Origin of the sequence: Nitrosomonas ureae (assembly GCF_900108305.1) — a bacterium.
GTDB classification, from domain to species: Bacteria; Pseudomonadota; Gammaproteobacteria; order Burkholderiales; family Nitrosomonadaceae; genus Nitrosomonas; species Nitrosomonas ureae_B.
Genome location: NZ_FNUX01000032.1, coordinates 1 through 23,241 on the forward strand (window position 1 = coordinate 1; position 23,241 = coordinate 23,241).

The window sequence follows — 23,241 nt, forward strand, 5'->3', positions numbered from 1 at the left end:
TACGAATTGCTCGTTCACGGATTTCAGGTGAGTATCTTATCGATTTATTCATAGCTCCATTCTCTCAAGAAATGGAGTCTCCGATAAACCCGGGGCGGTTCAAGATCAATCGCATCTTCTGCCTCAAAGGTATCCACATACCTTGGAATATTCAGGTTGTAGTCATTCGTTTTGATTGCTTCCAGGCTTGCCACAGCGCTGTATTTGTCTTCATGAGTGCGTGCCAGATAAGCATCGACAATCTTTTGAATATGTGCCGGGCGCAGGATATTTTGCGTTTTAACTTTATCAAAATGCTGGCTGGCGTCGATGAATAAAATATCGTTGGGATTGCGGCGGCATTTTTTGAGCACCAGCACGCAGGTGGGAATGCTGGTGCCATAGAAAATATTGGCGGGCAGGCCGATCACCGCATCCAGGCAATTCATCTGCTCGATCAGATACTGGCGGATATGGCCTTCCGCTGCGCCCCGGAACAGCACGCCATGCGGCAATACCACCGCCATCGCGCCATCATCGGCCAATTGATAGATCATGTGCTGCACAAACGCCATATCGGCCTTGCTCGCAGGCGCCAGCTTGCCATACACGCTGAACCGGTCATCGCTCATAAACAAGGGGCTTGAGCTCCAATGCGCGGAGAAGGGGGGATTGGCGACAATGGCGTCAAAGCGCAAGTCCCGATGCTGCGGGTGTTCCAGCGTGTCTTCCTGGCGGATATCAAAATCGGCGTAATGCACGTCATGCAGGATCATGTTCATGCGTGCGAGGTTGTAGGTGGTACGGTTCAGTTCCTGGCCGTAAATCTTATCCACGTGATTCGCTTCACGTTTGACGCGCAACAACAGCGAACCGCTGCCACACGTCGGATCGTATAGCGTTTTGAGGTTCTTGTTCTGGCTGGTAACCAGCTTGGCCAGCAAGGTGGAAACCGGCTGCGGGGTGTAGAATTCACCGGCTTTTTTACCCGCGCCGCTGGCAAATTCACCAATCAGATATTCATATGCATCGCCCAGCACATCAGCGGTGCCATCAGCCAGATTAAAGTCGATCTTATCCAGATGTACCAGCACCTTGGCCACCAGCGCATTCTTGGCTTTTTCAGTGGCACCCAGTTTGGAGGAAGTGAGGTCTAAATCTTCAAACAGATTGCTGAAATCATCCGCGCTATCGGTGCCCAGCGTGCTTTGCTCAATGTTTTTGAGGATGCGGGCAAGATCAGCCAGAATAAAGTTGTGACCATCCCCCAGGTTTTCGGCATCAAGCTGGTTATTGCCCTTCATCGCTACGGCATGAAACAGCTCTGAAGGCTTCAGGAAATAACCTAATTGTTTCACCGCGGCATCCTGCACCGCCTGCACAATCTCGGCACCATCTTCGGTATGTTCATCCAGCTCGGCAAATTTGAGGTGATCTTCCGCCAGCAAAGCATCGGCATAGCGCTCAACTTTTTCCGACAGGTATTTGTAAAAGATAAACCCCAGAATGTAATCACGGAACTCATCCGCATTCATCTTTCCGCGCAGGGTGTTGGCGATATTCCAGAGCTGTTGTTGAAGCTGACGGCGTTGTTCTTCAGTCATTGCGTTGTTGTTTTGATGGTTTATCCGGTTGTGCAGCGTGTCATTATACGTTTATCCCCGCATCGCGGAACTGCTGCATTTTAGTTTGATTGACAGGCTAAAGCAGCAATGGATAAGTTAGAAAATCGCTATAAAAAAAACGGATAGCTCTCTGACGGAATTACGCAGGAATTGCACTAAGAAAAATAAATCAAGTTTTTATTTATAACCACTTGATTTATTTGGTGGCCAAGGGCGGAATCGAACCACCGACACAAGGATTTTCAGTCCTCAATAAATGGCATTTCTCAGTGTTGATATACATTCGTCATAAGTATAAAAACTATATAAAACAAAGATAAAATAACGAACATCTTAATTGTTGCGTTGATTAATATTCGTCTGTATACTTATTTCATGGTGACATACTGGTGACATGGGAAAAATGGCGAAAATACTCAAGGCTGAAAAGGTCGAATTGACCGCAGGGCGAATCGCAAAGTTAAAATGCGAGAAAGGAAAGACGCGCACATATCTATGGTGCAAAGAGTTTAAAGGCTTTGGAGTTATTGCCACAATCGCCGGATCAAAATCATTTATATTTCAGGCCAAAATTTACGGCAAATCTGCACGCATGACGATTTGTGATGTAAATGCGAAGAAAATTGATGAAGCACGGAAAGAAGCGCGCCGCCTTCAGGCTCTTATAGATCAAGGCTTCGATCCCCGCCAAGTAAAAGCCAACAATAAAGCAGCAGAGCAAGCAGCCGCCGCTGCCAAGAAAACACAGGAAGCCCGCGAAATTATAACAGTAGGTAAAGCCTGGAAAGAATATGTGATTTCCCGCAAACCGCTATGGTCAGAACTGCATATACGTGATCATGATAAAGTTATGCAAGCAGGTGGCGACACACGCAAACGAAGTAAAAAACTTACAGAACCAGGATCACTCGCATCATTAGCCGCAATTCGACTTGTGGATTTAACACCGGAGATGGTGACGGAGTGGGCGAAGGTAGAGGCAGAAACCCGCCCGACACGCGCCCGGCTTGCTCTACGATTATTAAGAGCATTTCTGAATTGGTGCGGTAGACATTCAATGTATAAGGTTATTGTGACAAGCAATCCAGCGCAGAATAATGACGCCAGAGAGAGTCTAGGTAAGGCCAAAGTTAAACATGACGTGTTGCAGCGTGAGCAATTGTCCGCATGGTTTAAGGCAATCAAACAAATTCAAAATCCTGTCATATCTGCATATTTGCAAATTCTTTTGCTGACCGGTGGACGACGTGAAGAAATTGCCACTTTACGCTGGCAGGATATAGATTTTCAATGGAATAGCTTAACGATTAATGACAAAGTAGAAGATTTTAGAATTGTTCCGTTAACGCCTTATGTAGCTAGTTTGCTTTCCACCCTTACCCGTCGCAATGAATGGGTATTTTCAAGCCCTTCCGCCGCAAGTGGCCGCTTAACTGATCCATCTATAGCCCACAGAAAAGCGTGTTCAATTGCCGGATTAGATTTAACTTTGCATGGACTACGACGATCTTTTGCCAGTTTGTGTGAATGGATCGAGATGCCCGCAGGTATCGCCGCACAAATTCAGGGGCATAAGCCGCAAGGAGTTAGAGAACAAAACTATATACGCCGTCCACTTGATTTGCTGCGCATGTGGCACGTCAAAATTGAGACATGGATATTGAAGGAAGCAGGGATTAATTTTGTACCTGTTAAAGCAGGTTTACGAGCAATAACCGCCACCTGACGGAATCAGGTAAATGCGGGATTGAAAGTGTATAAGCACTAACAATCCCTAACCACAATGCAACACTAATATGGAGTGTCATATCATGGCTAATGAAGATTTTACAGCAGAAACAAAAACAAGAAGAATTGATATATGCAATTCACACAACATCATGGTTGAGTTATGGGAACGCACTAGCCATACTTTAACCGATAAAGAGCTAAAATGGTTTTCCCAAGCCACCGAACACGCCGAGCAAGGGCTTCTATCATTAAAGCAAACCCTGGAAAGTATTGGCTGTTTGGTTCTAAATGAAGAATCCCTTGAAGCGGGAAAGCGATCTGGAAATTTTCAATCAAGTAATGATGTGCCTGATCTGCTTTTTGCGATTGCAAATTATATAGAAAATATTCAAGGTCTTATTCATGTTGGAAGTTCAGCAGATGCTAGATTAAAACACCCGGAGCGTTATCGTAGTTCAGATGATATCAAATCAGTTAAATAATTTTTAACGGTTCAACCACCTCTAGCCCGACGGGGCGAATAGCGGAGACCTTCACCGCGTGGGGTGGTTTTCATGTGAAGGAGAACTTGAAGGGGTGAACATGGCCAAAATGAATGATGGATTAGAGAGTTCAATTGATGAATCTTTGATCTTCTTTGATCATGAAAAATTGCGAGATACAAGTCAATTAATAAAATATGAATGTTTGACGATAGCTCAATGCATTTGCTTGCTGCTTTTGTACATCCGCCCCGAAAAAGATCAAGATGTCACCGAAGAGCTTTCTACTTATACGATGCTTGCTTTTAATGATATCAAGCTCGGTAAGCTTCAAGCATTACATCCTAAAACGCTCCTTTCATGGGCGCAATATTTAGAGATGATAAAATCCGGGTTGTATGGAAATGCGGAGGATTTAAGCTTTCCTATGGTTACTGCGGGATGGCTAGTAAAGTTAGAAGATTGTGAAAAGTGGTACCGTTCCAAGAATTTGAGTATTGACTTGTCAGAAGTGAAAGCAGATATTGAGAAATTAAATAAAGCACAAGAAATATCGATTGATCAGGAAACAATAACGAGTGATTATGATATCGAAGAACAATTAGCAATTTTGTTTGATCCTGTGCCAGTAGAAGCTTTAGAAAAAATGTTTCCTGCTAATGACAAATGGAAATATTGGGCAGATAAGGCCAAAATAACAGGATTGATATGCGCCCGAAAAACTAGAGCAAAGTTTAATCCTTACCAAGCGGGGATGTGGTTCATTCGCAAGGGAATGGAAGGATGGGATGAAGCTCGTCTATATCGAACGTTGGCAAATAACCTGCCCGCACGTTCTCGTGCCTCAAAGCACTTGCTGACCGGAGACATAGACTAACCGCCAAAATACCGCCACTCTATTAAGAGAACTCTGCAAACTTCCATTGAATTTCCGCATTTCTCCCGACGATATTCCGCCAGAATTTCACCACTGAATCATACCTGAAATGATGAATTATCTTCAACAGCGCCGAAAGGTAAAGGTAATTCAAAAATGGAAACAGCAACTAATCATATATTCCCCCCACTCGAATCCGTAACACGACCAACAGTACCAACCGAACAAGCAGCATATTACCTTGATAGAAAGCCGCAGACTATGCGCGCTTGGGCTTGCTTAGAGAATGGCGCAATCCGTCCGATACGTATCAATGGCCGTCTTGCCTGGCCGGTGCGTGAGATTAAGAAAGTTCTAGGCGTGGAGGTATAAACCATGCTAACTCTTGAAAACACCGCCAAAGCGCAGCGTATGCGCATTCTTGCTTATCTCCATACCAAACCCCTTGATACATTAGCAGCACGCAAAGAGCTGGACGTGATGCACCCTGCTGCGCGTGTCATGGAATTACGCAAGCGGGGAATAGGAATTAATACGATATGGATAGACCGGGAAAGCGATTGCGGAAAAATACACCGTATTGCTTGTTATGTTTTGGTTGGAGCGGCGGCAACCGCACCAACCGATACAGGCAGAATCGGAAAGGAAACCGATAAGCAACAGTGTATCACGGAGGTTGAAATATGAGAATCTGCAAAAATACACAGCCATTCGTAAGCAAAGTACGGAAAGAACTGATAACGGTTATCAGTGAAGAAAATAAGCCACTGAATACAAAGGAACAAAAAAATGGGGTTATAACCGTTATAACCACCAAGAAAAACAATGTTATTGATGAAGTGGAAACGGTTTCCACCTATCGGGTTGTAACGATTACAAGCCTGAACTGTAAATTCAGCAAGGAAGTGGTAACCGTTACCACCCAAAGCGATTGCAGAAAGGTTGGAAACGTTTCCAAAAATACCCGCAAACCCGCATTAAACCTAGAAACCAAACAAAAGTTATCCACAGGTAAAGGCAAAATATCATCGGCAATATTACCAGTGATCAAATTCGGTAACGTTACCGGATTACTAATCGTTCAAAGTCGTTTGAACGATTTTGATAATACAATTAAATCTGTAAAAGAAGGGTGCAACGTTGCACCATTATTAACTGGCTATCTTCAATTACGCAACGTTGCGCATTTACGGGGTGTGCAATGAGTAAGAAATCCAAAAAACCACCTGAAGACTTTACAGGAACCTTTTCACGCATTCCGCACGCTGTAATGGATAGTCAAGCATTCATAGGGCTATCAGACCGCGGCAAATCGCTTCTATTCGCGTTAATAAGGCAAATCAATGGTAGTAACAATGGAAGGCTGCAATTAACCAATACATGGCTATCTGGGCATGGCTGGCAATCTCACTCATCAAACAGTAAAGCCATAACAGAGCTTATCGAACGAGAATTGATAGTTGTTTCAAGATTGGGCGGATTAAATGCTAGCTGCAATCGGTATGCAGTAACTTGGTTGCAAATCAGCAATTTTGTGGGATTAGATATTACCCCTCAAAGTTACAAGCAAGGATCATGGGCTGATTGCAAGTTACCTAAAACCGTTGGACGAAAGCCCCCTCAAAAACAAAAAAACCATCCCGATAAGCGGGACAGCACTATCCCCACTACCGGGACAGAGAGCCAATCCACTATCCCGGTGTACGGGACGAGCAAGGCTAATTTTGACCAATCCACTATCCCGGTGTACGGGAACAATGTATCTATACCATATACACCACCTAAACCAGGTAGTAAGAGAATAGTTGGCAGATCACGGAAGGAGACTATCCAGTGATGGCAGATTATGGAAAGTGCAAACGGTGCAAAGTCAGTTTTCTAATGGTTGGATTTTTGGATTATCGGAAAGCCGGATATTGCACGCTGGAATGCTCAATTGGTGAACCGCCTGGGATGCCGTCGACTGAGAGTATCGGATGGAAAGATAAAATTTCAGTGCATTCATTAAGGGAGCGATTGCCAGAACCACCAAAGAACAATTTGCCTATTAGAAAGTGGAAATTTGACATGGTGCATTACCCACCACCCAAAGGCTGGCAGATTGAGAACTGGAGGTTGGCTGATGAGTGAAAAATGTGATTAAAAAACAGCAACAAATTACATATAAGATGTATTAAATCAATATGTTATGTGTTATAATGGACAGAATTCTCGGGTTACGTGATGTAGGTCGAGTTACGAGAGCATAAGCCAATGGGAAGTTGGTAATGTTATCGAAAAAGAATGAAATATTTTGAATATGAATATGGTCAATGTGACGTTGACGTTCAGGAACTAAATATTCATTTTGGAGCAAAAAAACTTTATTTCAATTTAAAAGGATGCACAAAATGAACCAGCAAATGGATAAACCAAAACCAAACGGTGGAGCGACAGACATATTAATGAACGCTTTCAGCGAATTCAAAAGTAAACACGACGAAAACCTGAATAAACGAGATCAACAGTTAAAAAATGACATTGCGGAGGTTCAATCAAGTTTTGACCGTGTTGAAGAGATACTAAACCGGCCATTGAACGGCATACCCAAAGCGGAGGTATCACAACCTAACCGTTTTGAGGTTACGGTGTCAGGAAAGAAAATACCTGTATTAGGACGTGAAGATCGTCTATCAAATCATTTCCGCCCACAACCTTCATATGGTGAACCAGAGTGGAACCTTGAGGACTTTGTCCGGAACAGCATGGGAATTAACAGCCGCAATAATTCGGTGTTAGAACGTGGATCAGCCACAGTGCCGGAATTCTTGACCAGTCGAATCATCGATGATATCCGCGCGAAAAATACCCTGATTAAATCTGGTGCTCTCACATTGCCCCTAGATGGTAAAACGGTTATCGGGAGAATTGATACAGACCCGGTCGCTTATCTTCATGCAGAAGGTGTTGACGATATCGACCTGAGCTTGCCTGTGTTCAGTCCTGTAGAGCTTGATCCTGGGATGATAGCGGTTCAAATCCCATTATCGGTGGAAATTGTGGCCGACTCAGCTAACCTGGATCTTCTGTTAAGGACAAGTATCGCGGCAGCAGTGGCGAAGAAATTAGACGCCCTGGGCATAGCTGCATTGCTTGCGGATGTGAACATACCAGAGTCAGCGACCGGTGAAGATACCGAGACTTGGAGCGGTTTGATAGCAGCGGCAGGATCAAGCGTTGCATTAAATTGTGATTGGGCAAAGGCTGTAATTTCTAATGCTGGCGACTATACAAAACGTATTTCCCAAGTAGATGGTACTGGACGTTGGATAGGTCGACCTTCCGAACTATTGCCTATGTCTGATTTATTCACTACTTCAATGACAGCAGGTAAATCAATCATGGGTGACTTTGAGAAAGGTTTGCTGTTGGGAATGAGGCAAGAGTTACGGCTTGAGGTTGTACGCTGGCATCAGCCCGGATCAGCTAGTCACCTTTTGGTGGCTTATTTACGTGGGCAGTTTTACGTTGTGCAGCCAGCTGCAATGTATCGCCAATTGAAGACGGTAGTTTAATAACAATGCAGCAACCCTTGCCGCTGGGGCAATTTAAGAGCGGATGTGCGTAAGACGGTGAGTGGCGCATTTGTCAAATAACCCCGTCAACCTGCGGCAGGATTAGGTTTAATTTCCGTAAACTTAATCTTGCGTGGCAGGTATTAAGAGGCCGGGAGGCATTCAGTCTCTGGAAAAAATAAATTTCATAAATCGCCCCTAGCCAGAATTTTTGCACAGTCATTTGATAAAAAGGGTTCATCCATGCCAAAACCACGAAAACCAGAATCTTTAAAATTAGTTTCAGGAACTGCGAGGAATGATCGCACAGTTACTGAGTCCGTTAAATTCCCGATTATTGTTGACATGCCGGTTATGCCTGATTGGTTGCCTAACGCTTATGCTGTTAATGAATGGAATCGGTTAGTGCCGCTGTTAATGGCGAATAAATTGCTAACTGAGGGTGGCTTGTCTGCTTTGGCTGTACTTTGTTCATTACATGGCAAGATAGTCCAGATGTATGCCGCGGGAGAATGCCCAACCGGCCATTTGAGTGCGCAGTATAGAAATCTGATTAATGACTTTGGATTAACACCAGTTTCACAAAGCAAGGTTAAAGCTTTTGCCGGTACTGAAAAAGAAAACCCGTTTGCAAAACACAAAAGATAAAACTGTAATTGGGAATGACCGGCACTTAATCTCTACATTTTTTAAGTTCCCGAAACCGCAATTAGCCTTTGAGTTAACGTTAACACAAGAAATTGTGCACGCGCATATACACGCACGCAGGAAGAAAAAACCATGAAAACTAAATTGCCACGTGAAATATCAAGTTTAGTAAACCGGAAAGTTCATGCTTGGGGTACTGCCTATGCTGAGCAATCAAAGCAACAATTGCTGGGTGAATTGGAAAGGATGAGGGCTGATGGTGCCACTTTGGACGATATTGAAAAGTATCTTGGTAACAGGCCGCCTCCAATCTTCACGAATTCTATTTAGAGAAACCGGGCTTAGCCTTTATTGTCATAAAAATCCACAAAAAAGTTTTACTCTGCTTTATAAACCCCTCAAAACTCACCAGAATCAACCACAAGCGTTTATTTTTAAATTATATAGCCAAGGGCAAATGTGGGGGTGTTTAAGTGATGAGGGGAAGGGATTGCAAGAGCTTGGTAAATATTAAGATAATAGAAGTATTAATTAGTGATATATTTCTGAAGCAACATTCTAAAGAATGTTGACATTGCAAGCACAATAACAACAAAAAATTAGGGAGTCAAAATGAACAAATTAACATTAGGGATAGTTGCGGCATTGTTTTCCGCTTCGGCAAACGCAAGTTGGTCTATTATGGATTTGGGGGAGTCGGTATTTGCAACGTCAATAAATGATTCTGGACAGATCACTGGTTCAGTAAACGTAAATACCGAATTTGAGCGTGCATTTATAACTGATTCCAATGGATTAAACATTAGGGAAATTAACTCAATAGGATCAGTAAGTCTTGGTAACGAGATAAATAATTCCGGGCAAATCTTAGGTGTTTATTTCAACGGCAATAGTTGGAGTAATTTTATTACTCAACAAAATGGCAATGGCATGGTTGATCTGCCAATCGAAAACGCGAATACATTTGAAGGAATAAATGATAAAGGTCAGTTAATAGTTGGCTTTATTGGAAATAATGATTCACAGTACAATAATAATATTATTGATATTGTGCCGTTGCCTGGGTTAGATACTTTTGCAAGATCACTCAATAATTCTGGGCAAGTTGTTGGTTATTATGTTAACGAAGAAGGAAGAAGGCATGCTTTTATAACAGGTAGTGACGGAAAAGGTATTAAGGATATTGGCACATTTGAAGATAAATTTTATAAAAACAGCATTGCTATAGACGTTAACGAATCTGGACAAACTGCTGGGGTTTTAATAAGAGAGTTTGGTTTTGGGTCTCAAGCATTTATAACTGGCGATGATGGTGTAGGAATAATTCGTTTAGGAACATTAGGAGGGAATTACAGTGAAGCCATTGCAATCAATGATCATGGACAAGCAGTTGGAGTTTCTGGAAATTTTAATGGGTCTGGTGTGAGTTCATTTATATATGCCAATGGTGGTTTAACTGATTTATTAGGCTTGGATGTATTTATTGGATCAGGATGGTCTGATATTATCGTAACTGACATTAATAATAATGGTCAGATAGTTGGACATGGGAATTTAAACAACGAGCAACATTCATTTTTACTGTCGTTTACATCAGATACAGTATTCACCCCACAGGATTTCTACATCCCACCAGTACCCGAGCCATCAACTTACCTAATGCTGCTGGCTGGCCTGGGAATGCTGGGGTTTATGGCGCGAAAGAAACAATCGTAGATAAATAATCAGAGCATCATCAAACTAACCCGCCGCTGAGCGGGTTTTTTATTGATCAATATTGATATTTCGCGGTGACAAATTGGTGACATGAATCGAAGAAACCAAAAAGTACTTAGGATTATTAGTAACTAAGTACTTGTTTTATTTGGTGGCCAAGGGCGGAATCGAACCACCGACACAAGGATTTTCAGTCCTCTGCTCTACCGACTGAGCTACTTGGCCATTTGAGTAATGACTAGGAAACAGATAAATCTGTCTATTGAATTGTATTAAAATTATTCAACCAGTTGGCGCGCCCGGCAGGATTCGAACCCACGACCCCTTGGTTCGTAGCCAAGTACTCTATCCAACTGAGCTACGGGCGCTTAAGTACAATCTAATTACTTCCAGTCTGTTAAGCAACCGGAGGATTATATCAGATTGAAGCAATCACGGGATTCGAAGTTGCATTTCGCTATTGTTTCGATGCCTTCAAACTGTAATCGACCAGGCCGATTGTTTTTCTACAAATCATTACAATTTCATTTTGCGGGGGCGATGATGGTGTATTTGGCAGGTCTTGTCAAGATTAAACTTTATCCGCGTTGATTTTTAGCAGGCTATCAGGCCATTGAGGAGCTATCTTTATCGTTATTCAGGATTGGCTTTAAAATGCGGATAGCCAGCGATTGTGAATCCTTGCTACAATTTTCTTATATTGTTATTCTGCATTGTTAAGGTCATGTAAAAACGCTTTAATACGCGCAGCGTTGGCACCCATGTCGCTGATTCCGACACGGGAAACGGAGCGCATATCGACGATCGTTTTATCTGCTTGAGCGGATACGCGAATCACAATATCATCCTTAAAGCCCATGAACCGGGTTGTATCGACCGCTTCGATGATGCCATCCTCTGCAGAGACCGCTATGATTTCCCAGCCGCGCGCCGAGGCCAGCGCGACGGCTTCTGTGAAGACTTGGCCCGGTTCTTTATTAATCAGCAAAGAACCGAGGTCGGGATATCCCGCTTGCTGAAGCTCATTAAGATTAGCGGGTGTTTTCCGGTCTAGCGGGTTGTGTTCCGCTGTGCGCAAAGTAAGGATGGCTGAGAAACCTGGCGGGTTCTGCAGATCGGTGGTGATGTCATGAATGCGCGGTACTTTGTATCCCGTCTGAATGGTGAGAAAAACTGGCGCTGCAACAGCAAGCCCAAGCGCCAGTCCAGTGAGCGCCGAGAGTATGCCCGTTACTTTAGTGTCAACCGATGTGATAATGGCGAGAATGCTGACAATGGCGGAAAGTATGGCCATCACGCCCAGCGCTGCTCCACCGATAAGAATTATCAATGCTACCTGGTAATTCATTATGCCAAAACGATATCCCAAAACAGCCGCAGCTGCGATAGATGCAGACAGGCATGCGTGCTTGAGACTCCAACGCGCAAACTCCGAACGCTCCTTTATTTTTTCTTTCATTCTTTATGGTTGCCTTGAATTGATCCAGATACAAAATTATAGCAGCCATGCCCCAGCGATCAATTGCATTTCGGATATTGATAAAGTACTTGCTCTGCTGAATATTTCCATATAGTGAATAATAATTACATATCTGCGGCTTAATTGGATTAAGCTAACGTTTTTGTATAGGAGAACAGAAATATGACGACAAAATATTTATTGCTTGCCGGACTATTTTCGGTTTCGGTGCTGACTGCTTGTAATGAACCCAAAAGAACGCCTGACGGGCATCTGATGGATAGGCCGAAAATGTCGGCTTATGGACCGGATGATGTTACAAAACATGATACGGATGCTTCTGATGCGGATGGTAAATCAGCTAAAGACAAATAACGATTCTTATAATGATTAACAACCGGATTGAATTAAGTCAGATCCAATTTCGTTGACGGGTAAGCCGGGTTGCGGGCGAGGGTGATAGCAAGCCTGAGACGATGGTTCGCCAGCGAACAAAAATAAAATGGAACGTGTTCATTAAGGTTATTTCTTCCCCAACGCATTTACTGCATCCAATTTAGCTGCCTTACTGGCTGGTAGTATGCTGGCTAGAACTCCGGTTGTTAATGCGACCATAATTCCTGTGATAGTAGCCCATGCCGGCGGCCAGGCGGGCAGCTGCGGGAATGCCAGGCGTAGCATCAAACTGCCGCATTGCCCTAACAGAAACCCTAAAATAGCGCCCGCCATCGACAACAAAACCGCTTCGGCAAAGAACAGGCGGCGGATATCGGCGGATGTTGCCCCGATGGCTTTCAACAGGCCGATCTCTGCGGTGCGCTGACTGACCGCAACCAGCATGACATTCATCACTAAAATACCGGCAACAATCAGACTGATCGCGGCGATCCCCGCGACCGCCATAGTCAATGCCTGCAAAATGCGGTCAAAGGTCGAGAGAATGGCATCTTGCGTAATCACGGTAATATCTTCTTCTCCGTCATGGCTTTGTTTCATGGCCGCTAGTACCGCTTGTTTTGCGGGCTCGATTTCACTATGGCTCTTGGCTTCGATCAGGATACGGAAGAGCGAGGTCGTATTAAACATGGTTTGTGCATAATCAATCGGAATGATGACAATTTCATCGGTATTGAATCCCATGGTTTCACCTTGCGACATCAAAACACCGGAGACCAGAAATCGGCTGTCACCTAATCGAATGCGCTGTCCGACAGCTTGAGTGCGGGGAAAGAATTCTTTGGCTATTTTTGCACCCAGAACAATCTGGGCATTGCTCCCGGCGCCCTGTGCCATGAAGCTTCCTTGCGCTAGTTTCATATGCCGGATGGGTATCAGATTGGCATTACTGCCGAGCACTGTCACTGCGCGCAGGCGATTGGCGGCGGATAGCTCTGCTTCACCAACATTGAGCGGTGCATAACGCCGTACTTGCGGCAAACGGCCGATCAATTGCGCATCCTTTAATGTGAGGTCGCGCGGTGTTTGGCCTAGCACTGCGCCCAGGAATGAACCTGACGTTTCCGCCCGTCCGGGTAACACCACCAACAGATTGGTGCCGATGGAAGAAAACTGATTGATGACATAGTTTCTTGCACCATCACCTAATGCTGTCAGCATCACTACCGCAGCTACACCCAGAGCCATCGCGAGTATGATCAACAATGAGCGGAGGCGATAGCTCAACACTGCTTTAAATGAGGTTTGTAATGTGTCAACCAGCGTCATCAGTGTGATCCGTTAAAATTTTTCCATCACGCATGCCGATCTGACGATGCGCACGTGCGCCTAATTCCCGGTCGTGCGTGACGACAATCAATGTGGTTCCGCGATGATGTAGATTTTCCAATAGTGTCATTACTTCCGCACCGATCTGATGGTCCAGGTTCCCGGTAGGCTCATCCGCCAGGATAACGCTGGGCTGCATAATGGTTGCGCGCGCAATCGCCACGCGCTGGCGCTGGCCGCCGGAAAGCTCAGCGGGCCGGTGCTGCGCGCGCTGTTTCAATTCGAAAGCTTGCAACGCCTCATTGACGCGAATTTGCCGTTGCTCGGAAGGTATGCCGCTGAGCGTTAATGGCAGTTCGATATTTTCTGCGGCGGTCAAGCGTGGAACAAGATGGAACGATTGAAAAACAAAGCCGATTTTTTCACGGCGGATTTGCGCTTGCTCAGTTTCTGATAAATCGGTGACCCGCTTTTCATCCAGTTCATAACATCCGCTATCGGGCTTGTCGAGCAAGCCGAGAATATTCAGCAACGTGGATTTTCCCGAGCCGGAAGGCCCCATGATCGAAACGTATTCTCCTGAGGCGATCTGCAGATTGATGTCATTCAATGCATAAACCGCTTGCTCACCCATATGGAATGTGCGCGTTATGGCTGTCAGGCGAATCATGATTATTGCGGCTTAGATTGCACGGCAACACCCGCTTTGATGTTGTCCTGATCAAAAGACATCAGAACCTGATCGCCTGCTTTCAGACCACCGCGGACTTCGGTAAAGCTCCAATTGCTCAAACCGGTTTCCAGTGACAGCTCGGCTAATCGATTATTGTCATCCACCTTCCAGATTTTATTATTTTGCCGGATGGCCTGCGTGGGTATACGCACCACATTTTCTTTGCGTTCAAGAATCACTTCAACATCGGCACTGTAACCCACCAGCAAAGCATCTGTAGGGGTGTGCAGAAAATCCACTTCGATATCCACGGTGCGCGCTTGTTTTTCGATTTCAGTGACATAGGGCGCAATGCGCCGTATTTTTCCGGGAAATACCTTCTCAGGCATGGCATCGAGCGTAATACGCGCTTCCTGTCCCGCCCTGATTTTGGGCGCATCGACTTCATCCATTGGCGCGGTGACATACAGGCAATTGTCGTCGATCAGATCAATCGTCGGCGGGGTAGGGATGCCGGGCGGTGAGGGCGTAGTGAACTCGCCCAGTTCACCGGAAATTTTCCCAATCACACCGGAGAACGGAGCGGTGATGATGGTGCGCTCAATCCCGGCCTGAGATACGTGGATCTGTGCTTCGGCGCGCTTGATGTCGGAAGTGGCCGCTTCGCAACTGGCCTGACGGGAACGTGCATTGGCATGAGCATCGTCGAAACGCTGCGAACTGACAAAACCCTGTTCGACCAGTTTTTGCGTACGAACTGATTCACGCTGTGCATTTTCCGCCAGGATGCAGGTTTCGCGGCGCCGTTCCTGTGCCATGGTGAGTTGACGTTGCGCCAGTTCGCGCTGTGCCTTTAAATCCTGATTCCATAGCTCCAGCAGAACCTGTCCCTGTTGCACATGATCGCCTTCTTTTATCCAGATTTTTACAATCTTCCCGCCGGTTATGGGTGCAAGATTGGATCGCTGGCAGGATTTGACCGTCCCCGCGCGCGTGTTGACAATCGTGGCTTCCACATCGCCTGTGGTGATAAGGGCCAAATCCACTTCTAATGGTTTTGGCCGGGTGTAATGCCAGCTTGCAAGCGCAATCGCGCTTGCCGCGGCGATAAAAACAACCAGGCGCAGCGCTTTGTTAACGGATCGCATCGTAAGAAATACTGTGCGCGTGAGCAGGAAATGTCATCGTGTTGTGTTTCATTGCAAATATGCGTATTTTACACATTCAGGCAGCATTGCTTGCGGGCAACCCATAAAAACCGAAAAAACCTTAAACAGACTTTCCATATGATTGATATTTGGCGCAAAAAATTTATCTTATCCGATTCCGAACAACCCACGACGACGGAAGCTATCCGTCCCACCGAAAGTAATTACGAAGCGCTGGATGCGAAAACCTTTGAAGCGATTGAAGCAGAGAGCCTGTTTCATACGATCAATCAAACCCAAACTGAAGCCGGCCGGCTGACGCTGTATCGCTCCATCGCCCGCCCGAATCAGGATGCGGGAATATTGCAGCAAAAACAGATGGCGTTGCGTGAGATGGAGTCGGATCCGCAATTGTATGAGGCAATCACGAAATTTGTGAGCCAAGCGGCTTCCGGAGAAAAATCATTGAAATATCTGTTATATGGCGAATTTGTCGGCGGCTTGACGACTGAGGACCCGAGCAGCCGCACCGATAAGCTGGAATTCGGCGGCTATGGTTATCGGCAATACGTGGACGGAACCGAATTTGCCGTGGATCTGGTTGAAGGCGCCGCACAAGTTCCGCAACCCCAATCTTCCTATTTGCGCGCATTGCTGGATGCCTTCCGTGATTTCGGCCAATCGCGCATCTATGCATTGATGAAGGGTCCGGTTTATGTTTCCGGCAGCAAGTTTAAAAGCAAAAAAGAAAAATCGGCCTTTGATCTATTTTTACGTTTCAGGCCTTCATTGTTTAAGCTTATCCCAATAGTGACTTTCTTTGCCGCGTCGTACGGCATTCTGTTTTTCTTTGAAAACTTCATGCCGCAGTTCAATGTATCTTACATCGGTTACGGCATTCTTGCGCTCACCGTGCCTGTGTTTCCGATCCTGCTGCTGGCGATGGGTGTATCCGATCGCGATTCGATCATTTACCCCTTGCGCAAACAATTCCGTGAAAGTCCCGGTCTGGCCAAAGCTATTGAAGCACTTGGCATGCTGGATGAATTATTGTCTTTTCGCCGCTATGGTCAAGCGCTTACCGGTGATAAAGTATTGCCGCAGATTCTTGATGAGAAGCAGCACCGCCTAACCGTGAGCCAAGCCCGGAATCCGTTGCTGGTACAAACCATTCCTGATTATGTACCGAATGATATCCATCTCGATCAAGCAGGGCGCGTGCTGATCATCACCGGCCCGAATAGCGGTGGAAAAACGGCGTATTGCAAAACCGTGGTGCAAATTCAATTACTCGGGCAAATCGGCTGCTACATTCCCGCTACGCAAGGACAACTGGTTCCGGCCGAACGTCTCTATTACCAGGTTCCCGACCCCGGCCAGCTCAGCGCCGCAATGGGGCGTTTCGGCCATGAACTGCAGCGCACCAAGGAGATTTTCTTTAATGCCACTCCGCTGAGCCTGGTGGTATTGGATGAATTATCCGAAGGCACGACGTTTGAAGAAAAAATGACGATCTCGGAATATATCCTGAAAGGATTCCATAAACTTGGCGCCAGTACTTTGCTGGTCACGCACAATCACGAACTGTGCGAACTGCTGCAAAAAGACAACATTGGCCGCTACCTGCAAGTCGAATTTATGCCGCAAGGCCCGACGCATCGCATGATCGCAGGCATCTCGAAAGTAAGCCACGCGGATCGCGTCGCGAATGCGATTGGGTTTAGCCAGAGGGATGTGGAAGCGCATTTGGAACGGCAGAGTGGGAATCATGAAAACAGAATGTGATCTGTTAATAATGGAAGTGCGTAAAAATTCTGTACGAGGGTAAATTTTATAATATTAGCTACTATATAAGAAGGTTGATTTAAGAATGATTGTGCAACAATTCATATTTTTTGTACGACACCAGTTGTCTTTTATATTCGATTCGTCATCATGAAGTAGATATGGATTTCACCGTCTTTTTCACTGTACTTTCCGGCGTAATCACTTTCGTCATTGGACAACTAATCGTCAAGCTGGTACTTGATCCGGTCCACGACCTGAGAAAAATCATTGGTCAGATCTCCCACACACTTATCGAACGAGCCAATATAATCGCCAACCCTGGCGTACCCACCAGAGAAGTAATGGATGAGACCTCGAACTTGCTTCGTAAGCTGTCGTCACAATTACATGCTCACCTGTACCTTATCCCTACGTATGACGTGACATGTCGTATTTTTCGTCTCCCGTCAAAGGAAATGCTACTTACTGCATCTACCAACCTCATCGGACTATCCAATAGTGTTTACAGTGCTGATCACAACGTCTATAAGACAAACGCGACAAGAGTAGAAGCCATCTGTGATTCGCTAGGTATCTATGTTGCGGAAGAATCGAGGTGGCCAAAGGAGATCAAATGATGCCAATCGAAAATAGAGTTAGCATGAGAGGGCCTATCATATTCCATTAAATGAAAAATATTCGATGGCGAGATGCTAGACAAATTTGAACTGAAAACTATCGCTTCGAATTTACATACTGCTGCAAGCGGACGTACTGGCAGAATGTTTCCGTTACTAGGTAGCAATGTCAAATCCCAATTCCTAAAAAGGCAGCAAAAAGTCGAGTGAAAACAGGATCTGGTCTTTGTTGCCGTCAAACGGCCGATATGCGCTGGTTTTATACGCATCGACCCTGTCATAGCGAATGTTCGGACGGATAGTGAGTTTTTTCAGCGCATTCCAGGTCAGCTTAAGCGTTCTGGCGGCTCTCCAATTTAAACCGAGCGTTACGGAATAATAATCGGCTGGGGTAATGGTGACCGTGCTGAGGTTTCCGGCATAACTGACGGGGATGCCATTCACCGCATTGGTGGCGGCGGCAATCCGGAACGGGGAGGGGTTACGAAAACCGTCTTCGTCACGATACCATTCGCCCCGGGCGCCAATGGATACATTATCGGTCAGATCATAGTATAGATGCATGAGCGCGCTAAACCATTCGGCATCTTTGATTACGTTGGTGTATTTCAGGTTGTTCAGCAATACGCCGCCGGCATGGCCATAAACTTGGTGTAAAACCAGCAAGGTTTTGGGGGTGATTCTGTGCTTGAACACGATATTGTAGAATCCCCAGATTTCACTGCTGCGCGCGGAGGTTTCGCCATAGGTTCCGGAAAGATGGAATGAGGTGGCTTGATTATCGCTGGTCCAGGTGAATCCCCCCAATCCGCTCCAATTGCTGAGATGCCTATCCCAACCCGCGTCCCATCCACCCGTTGCGCTGCCTGTCAGTGGCCCCCCCATCACTTGCCAGTTTGAATTAACATAATAAGTGGCCAGCATTCCCGTATGCGTGAAAGGTTCGCCGACATTTAAGGTATATGCTCGCGTATAGAAAAAATTGTCCGGTGCTGGAACCGTTTCGAAGCCGGTAGGTGTATAGAAGTGGCCTAATTTTATGTTGAGCCCATTACCGGCGGGTACATAGGCTTCCAGATATGCTTGCGGTAGAGCGATACCGTAGGTGCGCGTAGAAGCGCAGCATAGATTGAGATCCCACTCATTCCTTTTGAGCGGCGTTCCGTCATTGACATCAAAGGCGGGCACCCCAAATGCCTGAGTGAAAATGGCATCGGTTCCGAACATAAAATCGAAGCGCCCCCCCAAACCCCATGTTTTTCCTTCGGAAACAACCGAACGCCGCATAAACAGGTTAAATTGATTTAACTGGAACCGATTGGCCTGGTCGGCAAAAATGACTGGACCGTTAAATCCACCTGATTGGCTGGGATTGAGCGTTGCGCCTCCATGAATCCACCCGCCGAATTCCAGTTTGTGATGAGTAAGAAACTTTTTAAAGCTGTTGGCGCAAAGGTTATCAGAATATATCGAGCAAAAAAGAATGCCACTTGTCAGGGCACATATCAGCCATCCTGAATATTTCAAGCTACGTTTCATTTTGAAGGTATCTTTTCTTAATTAGCCTATTAGAGGGGATATTGAATTTGCAGTAACTTCCAGAAAGATATTGTTTTCATTAAGGTTAATGGTTTCCATTAATGAAAAACAATGGTTTTCCCAATATACACAGCGTGTTGATGACATTAAGATGATGCCATAAGTTAGAGGAGGTATTCATTATGAAAACATTAAAATTATCAGTAGGAGTCTTAACGCTGATTATTCTGAGCGCTTGTGCACAAATGAATGCGTCATTGATTGCGCCTACCGGGATAGCGGATAATGATCATAAGGCTTTGGTCAATTATTATGAAACCGTAGCCGAAGAGGCAAGATCAAAACTTCAGAAGAATAAAAGAATTCTTGAAGCATACGAAGCACGTTCCTATTATTATGGAAGAAGGGGGTTGGATTTGCAGTCACATGCGTCCGCGAATATCCGCGCTCATGAAAAGACTTTGCAAGAAAGCCTGAAATTTGCTGAAATTCATAGAAGAATGGCGGCAAAACAACACAATGATCCGATCAATAAAGTTAAAACCGGGCCGGATTCAAAACTTGCCATGGACGATTTGGAATAATGAATGTTTGAGATGATGCCTGCATTTTATCCTTGGTATGATTTATTTGTGTTTCTAAAATGGAATTACGAAATCAAGCGAAAATAGGATTTGATCTTTATTACCGGCAAAGGGTCGATAAGCGGCTGTATGATAAGCATCGACCCTGTCATAGCGAATATTCGAGCGAATATTGAGCTTCTTTATCGCATTCCACTGAAGCCTTAGTGTTTTTGCAGCTTTCCAATTTAAACCGATAGTCGCGGCATAGTAATCAGCGGGGGTAATGGTGACGCTGCTGAGATTGCCGGCATAGCTAGTGGCTACGCCGTCTACGATTTTGGTCGCAGCAGCAACCCGAAAGGGAGAAGGATTGCGAAATCCGTCCCGATCCCGGAACCATTCACCGCGCGCACCTACCGATAAATTTTCGGTGAGATCATAGTATAAGTGCGTTACAAATCCAATCCATTCGGCATCCTTCTCTACGTTGGCGTATTTCAGATTATTTAATAAAACGCCATTGGCATAACCATGAACATGATGTAGTACCAATAAAGTCTTTGGATTTATTTTATGTTGAAATACAATGTTGTACATTCCCCATGCTTCATTACTGCGAGTTGAAGTTTCACCATAAGTGCCGGTAACATTGAGAGATGTGGCTTGGTTATCGCTAGTCCAGGTAATGCCCGCAACGCCACCCCAATTACCTAATTGTCTATCCCATCCGCCATCCCAGCCACCAGTCGCGCTACCGGTAACTGCACTTCCTGAAATGGACCAATTATTGTTGACAATATAATTTGCTTGCAGGCCGGTATGTGTGAAGGGTTCACCGGCATTAAAGGAATAGGTGCGAGTATAGAAAAAATTATCCGGTGCCGGGATGGTTTCAAAGCCGGTAGGTGAGTAAAAGTGCCCCGCTTTTAGATTGATTCCATTTTTTCCTATTGGTACATGCACTTCCAAGTAAGCTTGCGGAAGTGCAATACCATAAGTGCGCGTTGAAGAGCAGCAGAGATTGAGATCCCAATTATTGCGATTGAGAGGCTCGCCGGAATTCACATCGAAAGCAGGTACACCAAAGGCTTGCGTAAAGATAGCATCGGTTCCGAATAAAAAGTCAAAACGTCCGCCAAAATCCCATCTTCTGGTTTCGGATATTACCGGGCGTTGCAGAAACAGATTGAATTGATTTAATTGGAATCGATTAGCCTGGTCAGCAAAAACAACAGGGCCATTATAACCGCCCCCTTGACTGGGGTTTAAAGTTGCACCGCCATGAATCCAACCACCGAGCTCTATTCGACTATCTTTAAAATGTTTTTTTAAATTATTCGCGTAAGGGGTAGTTGCATATGAGAAAAAAAGAAGCGCAATTCCCAGTGTAAAGACAATTAATAACCTTTTTAGGAAGTTCTTTTTAGAGTGATGGTACGGTTCATTCATACATACAAATATAAATTGCCAAAGGCGCGGAGAATGTATTGTACATTCTCCGCGCCTTTGGCACTCGTAGGAGCGATACTAGTTCATAAATCTAATTATAAATGAACAGCTCCACCCGATGGAAAAAATTCATCAGTTCCTTTTTGTACCTTCAGGCTCACTGAGTCTGGCCTTGATTTTATGGCTTTCCACCTGTTCCGGTTCACCAACAGATCTTGCATATTCATCTTTTCGAAGCTCTGCAACGATCTTGCGATGATAACCTGCATGATTAATGGCTTCTGATGCTTCTTGCTCATAGTAACGGATATTTGCCAGTGTGTGTGATCTATAATCTTGTCCACGCCTGCCATAGTGTTGACTATGATCTTCGTATTCTTCCAGTAATTTTCTTTTTTCTTCAGCTTTTACGGTCATTTCATTGGCCAGCTTATCGTAGTAAGTAACCAGATTTTCGTGATCATTGACTGTTTTGGCTTCCGACACAACTTTTCTGCTGTCCGCATTTTGTGCTTCCATTGGGCTCAGCTGCGCGCAGGCGACTAATATAGAAAGCATCGGTAAAACTGCAAGATATTTTCCAAATTTAATTTTCATGATAGTAAGACTCCCAAATGGATTAACACATGTGCGTATCCTACGAGAATAAATACTGAAATGATATTGGGGAATCCATTGTTTTGAGGTAAGGGAAACCCCGATATTGAATTAAGTGGTATGCGTATATTTTGATCGGATCAAATAAAACCGGACAACCCAGTTAAGCGATTTTTTCAATATGCCAGTGGATCCGTTCCTGCTAAGGCTGTCGGAAAAGCTTTCAGCTACCGCATTATTGAAACAATACCAGTGCGGCTCATGCTACCCATAAGGCCATGTATATTCAGAAGCCTTCGATATTACCTGCTGGCATATTGTAATTCGCGGATACCTTCTAAATGTCGAGCGGCAATTTATCTGCTATCAACGTTTGCATTTGGTGCGCTTGCCGTGCGACGTGTCATGAATGAAGTGATGTTCATCCGGAAGGATAGCTGGTTGAATGTATCCGCATGCCTTACAAACTCCGGATCGTGTGTTTGTTATGGACAATCAACGCAGTGGCCCATTATTCCAAAAGAAATGTGTGAGTTAGCCGTATTAAATGGCTGAACAAGAACAAAGGAGTAAGTTAGGGAAAAAACCATGATTAAGAAAAGATTTACAGCTGAAACCGAAGCGCAACTGAAACAGGCTTATGCCGAAGGCTATCGCTATTTGGTTACAGCTTATAAAAAATGTCCATTAGGTGATAAAGGTACTTTTGTTTCCTATCACTATAAAATTTCTGAAGCAAGCCAAACCATTGATAACTCTCTTTTTCGAGATTGCCTTGTTTTTCAGGATCTTTCAATATTAATAAAAAAACCTGAATATTTTTTCATTACCTGAATTCAAAGAGTTAAAACTCTCTAGATAGTGTCGCTATCATAACCGTGATCCACAAGTAAATACTCTGCTGTAACTTCTTCGATCAGGCGAAAAATTATGCACAATCCGTTGTGGTACCTCGCGTAAACAACTCTGATCGGCATGCCAACGCCATCCACGGCCAGATGTAATTTTGTGTTGAGCTCCATTTTGTGCGACTCATGTCTTGACTATCGCCTTTTACGTCAGCAGATT

The 23,241-nt window shown here is 44.9% G+C and carries 25 protein-coding genes and 2 tRNA genes; 16 read left to right on the plus strand and 11 right to left on the minus strand.

From position 1 onward, the window contains the following. Positions 1-44: 44 nt before the first annotated feature. Positions 45-1,583 (minus strand): type I restriction-modification system subunit M, encoded by a 1,539-nt coding sequence (locus tag C4S39_RS13465; RefSeq protein WP_103967471.1) that lies wholly within the window; start codon positions 1,581-1,583, stop codon positions 45-47. A 424-nt stretch (positions 1,584-2,007) separates the two neighbouring features. Between C4S39_RS13465 and C4S39_RS13470 the strand changes: the two genes are divergently transcribed. The 12 genes from C4S39_RS13470 (at position 2,008) to C4S39_RS15910 (ending at position 10,612) form a co-directional block, all read left to right on the plus strand. Continuing rightward, positions 2,008-3,330 carry a tyrosine-type recombinase/integrase gene (locus C4S39_RS13470; RefSeq protein ID WP_103967504.1) on the plus strand — a complete coding sequence of 441 codons (1,323 nt, stop codon included), beginning with the start codon at positions 2,008-2,010 and terminating at the stop codon, positions 3,328-3,330. A gap of 85 nt (positions 3,331-3,415) precedes the next feature. After that, positions 3,416-3,817: a hypothetical protein gene (locus C4S39_RS13475; RefSeq protein WP_103967472.1), complete on the plus strand. Its 402-nt coding sequence runs from the start codon at positions 3,416-3,418 to the stop codon at positions 3,815-3,817. Between the two features lie 100 nt (positions 3,818-3,917). After that, positions 3,918-4,694 (plus strand): hypothetical protein, encoded by a 777-nt coding sequence (locus C4S39_RS13480; protein ID WP_103967473.1) that lies wholly within the window; start codon positions 3,918-3,920, stop codon positions 4,692-4,694. A 156-nt stretch (positions 4,695-4,850) separates the two neighbouring features. Beyond that, the gene (locus C4S39_RS13485; protein ID WP_103967474.1) at positions 4,851-5,066 is read left to right on the plus strand and encodes a hypothetical protein; all 216 of its coding nucleotides are present in this window, start codon (positions 4,851-4,853) and stop codon (positions 5,064-5,066) included. A 3-nt stretch (positions 5,067-5,069) separates the two neighbouring features. Next, positions 5,070-5,381, plus strand: coding sequence for a helix-turn-helix domain-containing protein (locus tag C4S39_RS13490; RefSeq protein WP_103967475.1), 312 nt, complete (start codon positions 5,070-5,072; stop codon positions 5,379-5,381). Further along, positions 5,378-5,899: a hypothetical protein gene (locus C4S39_RS13495; RefSeq protein WP_103967476.1), complete on the plus strand. Its 522-nt coding sequence runs from the start codon at positions 5,378-5,380 to the stop codon at positions 5,897-5,899. Before C4S39_RS13490 ends, C4S39_RS13495 begins: the two co-directional genes overlap by 4 nt. Then, the gene (locus C4S39_RS13500; RefSeq protein WP_103967477.1) at positions 5,896-6,531 is read left to right on the plus strand and encodes a hypothetical protein; all 636 of its coding nucleotides are present in this window, start codon (positions 5,896-5,898) and stop codon (positions 6,529-6,531) included. Before C4S39_RS13495 ends, C4S39_RS13500 begins: the two co-directional genes overlap by 4 nt. Continuing rightward, positions 6,528-6,824, plus strand: coding sequence for a hypothetical protein (locus C4S39_RS13505; RefSeq protein ID WP_146059773.1), 297 nt, complete (start codon positions 6,528-6,530; stop codon positions 6,822-6,824). The genes C4S39_RS13500 and C4S39_RS13505 overlap by 4 nt, the downstream gene beginning before the upstream one ends. 260 nt (positions 6,825-7,084) lie before the next feature. Then, the gene (locus tag C4S39_RS13510; protein ID WP_181023834.1) at positions 7,085-8,248 is read left to right on the plus strand and encodes a phage major capsid protein; all 1,164 of its coding nucleotides are present in this window, start codon (positions 7,085-7,087) and stop codon (positions 8,246-8,248) included. A gap of 243 nt (positions 8,249-8,491) precedes the next feature. Beyond that, entirely contained in the window at positions 8,492-8,896 is a 405-nt protein-coding gene (locus C4S39_RS13515) for a hypothetical protein (protein WP_103967480.1), read from the plus strand. A gap of 132 nt (positions 8,897-9,028) precedes the next feature. Continuing rightward, positions 9,029-9,226 (plus strand): hypothetical protein, encoded by a 198-nt coding sequence (locus tag C4S39_RS13520; protein ID WP_103967481.1) that lies wholly within the window; start codon positions 9,029-9,031, stop codon positions 9,224-9,226. 282 nt (positions 9,227-9,508) lie between these two features. Next, the gene (locus C4S39_RS15910) at positions 9,509-10,612 is read left to right on the plus strand and encodes a PEP-CTERM sorting domain-containing protein (RefSeq protein ID WP_103967482.1); all 1,104 of its coding nucleotides are present in this window, start codon (positions 9,509-9,511) and stop codon (positions 10,610-10,612) included. Positions 10,613-10,761: 149 nt separating this feature from the next. Here C4S39_RS15910 and C4S39_RS13530 read toward each other — a convergent pair. The 3 genes from C4S39_RS13530 to C4S39_RS13540 form a co-directional block, all read right to left on the minus strand. Next, positions 10,762-10,837: transfer RNA gene (locus tag C4S39_RS13530), tRNA-Phe, on the minus strand. A 66-nt stretch (positions 10,838-10,903) separates the two neighbouring features. Continuing rightward, a tRNA-Arg gene (locus C4S39_RS13535) sits at positions 10,904-10,980 on the minus strand. A 335-nt stretch (positions 10,981-11,315) separates the two neighbouring features. After that, positions 11,316-12,071: a DUF1499 domain-containing protein gene (locus C4S39_RS13540; protein WP_103967483.1), complete on the minus strand. Its 756-nt coding sequence runs from the start codon at positions 12,069-12,071 to the stop codon at positions 11,316-11,318. Between the two features lie 183 nt (positions 12,072-12,254). Between C4S39_RS13540 and C4S39_RS13545 the strand changes: the two genes are divergently transcribed. Next, on the plus strand, positions 12,255-12,446 hold the full coding sequence (locus C4S39_RS13545) for a hypothetical protein (RefSeq protein ID WP_103967484.1): 192 nt from the start codon (positions 12,255-12,257) through the stop codon (positions 12,444-12,446). A 147-nt stretch (positions 12,447-12,593) separates the two neighbouring features. Here C4S39_RS13545 and C4S39_RS13550 read toward each other — a convergent pair whose 3' ends face one another. The 3 genes from C4S39_RS13550 to C4S39_RS13560 are packed head-to-tail and all read right to left on the minus strand — an operon-like array spanning position 12,594 to position 15,617. Continuing rightward, positions 12,594-13,796, minus strand: coding sequence for an ABC transporter permease (locus C4S39_RS13550; RefSeq protein ID WP_103967485.1), 1,203 nt, complete (start codon positions 13,794-13,796; stop codon positions 12,594-12,596). Further along, a complete protein-coding gene (locus C4S39_RS13555) occupies positions 13,783-14,466 on the minus strand; it encodes an ABC transporter ATP-binding protein (protein ID WP_103967486.1) in 684 nt (227 codons plus the stop codon). The genes C4S39_RS13550 and C4S39_RS13555 overlap by 14 nt, the downstream gene beginning before the upstream one ends. A 2-nt stretch (positions 14,467-14,468) precedes the next feature. Continuing rightward, on the minus strand, positions 14,469-15,617 hold the full coding sequence (locus tag C4S39_RS13560; RefSeq protein WP_103967487.1) for an efflux RND transporter periplasmic adaptor subunit: 1,149 nt from the start codon (positions 15,615-15,617) through the stop codon (positions 14,469-14,471). A 138-nt stretch (positions 15,618-15,755) separates the two neighbouring features. Between C4S39_RS13560 and C4S39_RS13565 the strand changes: the two genes are divergently transcribed. Then, on the plus strand, positions 15,756-17,402 hold the full coding sequence (locus tag C4S39_RS13565; protein ID WP_258039454.1) for a MutS-related protein: 1,647 nt from the start codon (positions 15,756-15,758) through the stop codon (positions 17,400-17,402). An 803-nt stretch (positions 17,403-18,205) separates the two neighbouring features. Here C4S39_RS13565 and C4S39_RS13575 read toward each other — a convergent pair. Continuing rightward, a complete protein-coding gene (locus C4S39_RS13575) occupies positions 18,206-19,561 on the minus strand; it encodes a porin (protein ID WP_103967490.1) in 1,356 nt (451 codons plus the stop codon). Between the two features lie 182 nt (positions 19,562-19,743). On the opposite strand from C4S39_RS13575, the gene C4S39_RS13580 reads away from it, so the two are divergent. Beyond that, the gene (locus tag C4S39_RS13580) at positions 19,744-20,145 is read left to right on the plus strand and encodes a hypothetical protein (RefSeq protein WP_103967491.1); all 402 of its coding nucleotides are present in this window, start codon (positions 19,744-19,746) and stop codon (positions 20,143-20,145) included. Between the two features lie 54 nt (positions 20,146-20,199). Here the strand turns inward: C4S39_RS13580 and C4S39_RS13585 are convergent, their stop codons facing one another. Then, entirely contained in the window at positions 20,200-21,576 is a 1,377-nt protein-coding gene (locus tag C4S39_RS13585) for a porin (RefSeq protein ID WP_103967492.1), read from the minus strand. Between the two features lie 132 nt (positions 21,577-21,708). Next, complete coding sequence (locus tag C4S39_RS13590; protein ID WP_103967493.1) at positions 21,709-22,173, minus strand: hypothetical protein; 465 nt, start codon at positions 22,171-22,173, stop codon at positions 21,709-21,711. Between the two features lie 588 nt (positions 22,174-22,761). On the opposite strand from C4S39_RS13590, the gene C4S39_RS13595 reads away from it, so the two are divergent. Beyond that, complete coding sequence (locus tag C4S39_RS13595; protein ID WP_103967494.1) at positions 22,762-23,007, plus strand: hypothetical protein; 246 nt, start codon at positions 22,762-22,764, stop codon at positions 23,005-23,007. A 20-nt stretch (positions 23,008-23,027) separates the two neighbouring features. On the opposite strand, the gene C4S39_RS15390 is transcribed toward C4S39_RS13595, so the two are convergent. Further along, positions 23,028-23,195: a hypothetical protein gene (locus C4S39_RS15390; RefSeq protein WP_181023835.1), complete on the minus strand. Its 168-nt coding sequence runs from the start codon at positions 23,193-23,195 to the stop codon at positions 23,028-23,030. Positions 23,196-23,241: the final 46 nt, after the last annotated feature.

What these genes read in the sequence shown, in the direction of transcription:
- C4S39_RS13580 (WP_103967491.1), top strand. Translation starts at nt 19,744, where the DNA reads ATGAAAACATTAAAATTATCAGTAGGAGTCTTAACGCTGATTATTCTG.
- C4S39_RS13510 (WP_181023834.1), top strand. Translation starts at nt 7,085, where the DNA reads ATGAACCAGCAAATGGATAAACCAAAACCAAACGGTGGAGCGACAGAC.
- C4S39_RS13475 (WP_103967472.1), top strand. Translation starts at nt 3,416, where the DNA reads ATGGCTAATGAAGATTTTACAGCAGAAACAAAAACAAGAAGAATTGAT.
- C4S39_RS13485 (WP_103967474.1), top strand. Translation starts at nt 4,851, where the DNA reads ATGGAAACAGCAACTAATCATATATTCCCCCCACTCGAATCCGTAACA.
- C4S39_RS13545 (WP_103967484.1), top strand. Translation starts at nt 12,255, where the DNA reads ATGACGACAAAATATTTATTGCTTGCCGGACTATTTTCGGTTTCGGTG.
- C4S39_RS15910 (WP_103967482.1), top strand. Translation starts at nt 9,509, where the DNA reads ATGAACAAATTAACATTAGGGATAGTTGCGGCATTGTTTTCCGCTTCG.
- C4S39_RS13470 (WP_103967504.1), top strand. Translation starts at nt 2,008, where the DNA reads ATGGCGAAAATACTCAAGGCTGAAAAGGTCGAATTGACCGCAGGGCGA.
- C4S39_RS13575 (WP_103967490.1), bottom strand. Translation starts at nt 19,561, where the DNA reads ATGAAACGTAGCTTGAAATATTCAGGATGGCTGATATGTGCCCTGACA.
- C4S39_RS13500 (WP_103967477.1), top strand. Translation starts at nt 5,896, where the DNA reads ATGAGTAAGAAATCCAAAAAACCACCTGAAGACTTTACAGGAACCTTT.
- C4S39_RS13540 (WP_103967483.1), bottom strand. Translation starts at nt 12,071, where the DNA reads ATGAAAGAAAAAATAAAGGAGCGTTCGGAGTTTGCGCGTTGGAGTCTC.
- C4S39_RS13565 (WP_258039454.1), top strand. Translation starts at nt 15,756, where the DNA reads ATGATTGATATTTGGCGCAAAAAATTTATCTTATCCGATTCCGAACAA.
- C4S39_RS13495 (WP_103967476.1), top strand. Translation starts at nt 5,378, where the DNA reads ATGAGAATCTGCAAAAATACACAGCCATTCGTAAGCAAAGTACGGAAA.
- C4S39_RS13595 (WP_103967494.1), top strand. Translation starts at nt 22,762, where the DNA reads ATGATTAAGAAAAGATTTACAGCTGAAACCGAAGCGCAACTGAAACAG.
- C4S39_RS13480 (WP_103967473.1), top strand. Translation starts at nt 3,918, where the DNA reads ATGGCCAAAATGAATGATGGATTAGAGAGTTCAATTGATGAATCTTTG.
- C4S39_RS13515 (WP_103967480.1), top strand. Translation starts at nt 8,492, where the DNA reads ATGCCAAAACCACGAAAACCAGAATCTTTAAAATTAGTTTCAGGAACT.
- C4S39_RS13465 (WP_103967471.1), bottom strand. Translation starts at nt 1,583, where the DNA reads ATGACTGAAGAACAACGCCGTCAGCTTCAACAACAGCTCTGGAATATC.
- C4S39_RS13560 (WP_103967487.1), bottom strand. Translation starts at nt 15,617, where the DNA reads ATGCGATCCGTTAACAAAGCGCTGCGCCTGGTTGTTTTTATCGCCGCG.
- C4S39_RS13590 (WP_103967493.1), bottom strand. Translation starts at nt 22,173, where the DNA reads ATGAAAATTAAATTTGGAAAATATCTTGCAGTTTTACCGATGCTTTCT.
- C4S39_RS13585 (WP_103967492.1), bottom strand. Translation starts at nt 21,576, where the DNA reads ATGAATGAACCGTACCATCACTCTAAAAAGAACTTCCTAAAAAGGTTA.
- C4S39_RS13490 (WP_103967475.1), top strand. Translation starts at nt 5,070, where the DNA reads ATGCTAACTCTTGAAAACACCGCCAAAGCGCAGCGTATGCGCATTCTT.
- C4S39_RS13550 (WP_103967485.1), bottom strand. Translation starts at nt 13,796, where the DNA reads ATGACGCTGGTTGACACATTACAAACCTCATTTAAAGCAGTGTTGAGC.
- C4S39_RS13520 (WP_103967481.1), top strand. Translation starts at nt 9,029, where the DNA reads ATGAAAACTAAATTGCCACGTGAAATATCAAGTTTAGTAAACCGGAAA.
- C4S39_RS15390 (WP_181023835.1), bottom strand. Translation starts at nt 23,195, where the DNA reads ATGGAGCTCAACACAAAATTACATCTGGCCGTGGATGGCGTTGGCATG.
- C4S39_RS13555 (WP_103967486.1), bottom strand. Translation starts at nt 14,466, where the DNA reads ATGATTCGCCTGACAGCCATAACGCGCACATTCCATATGGGTGAGCAA.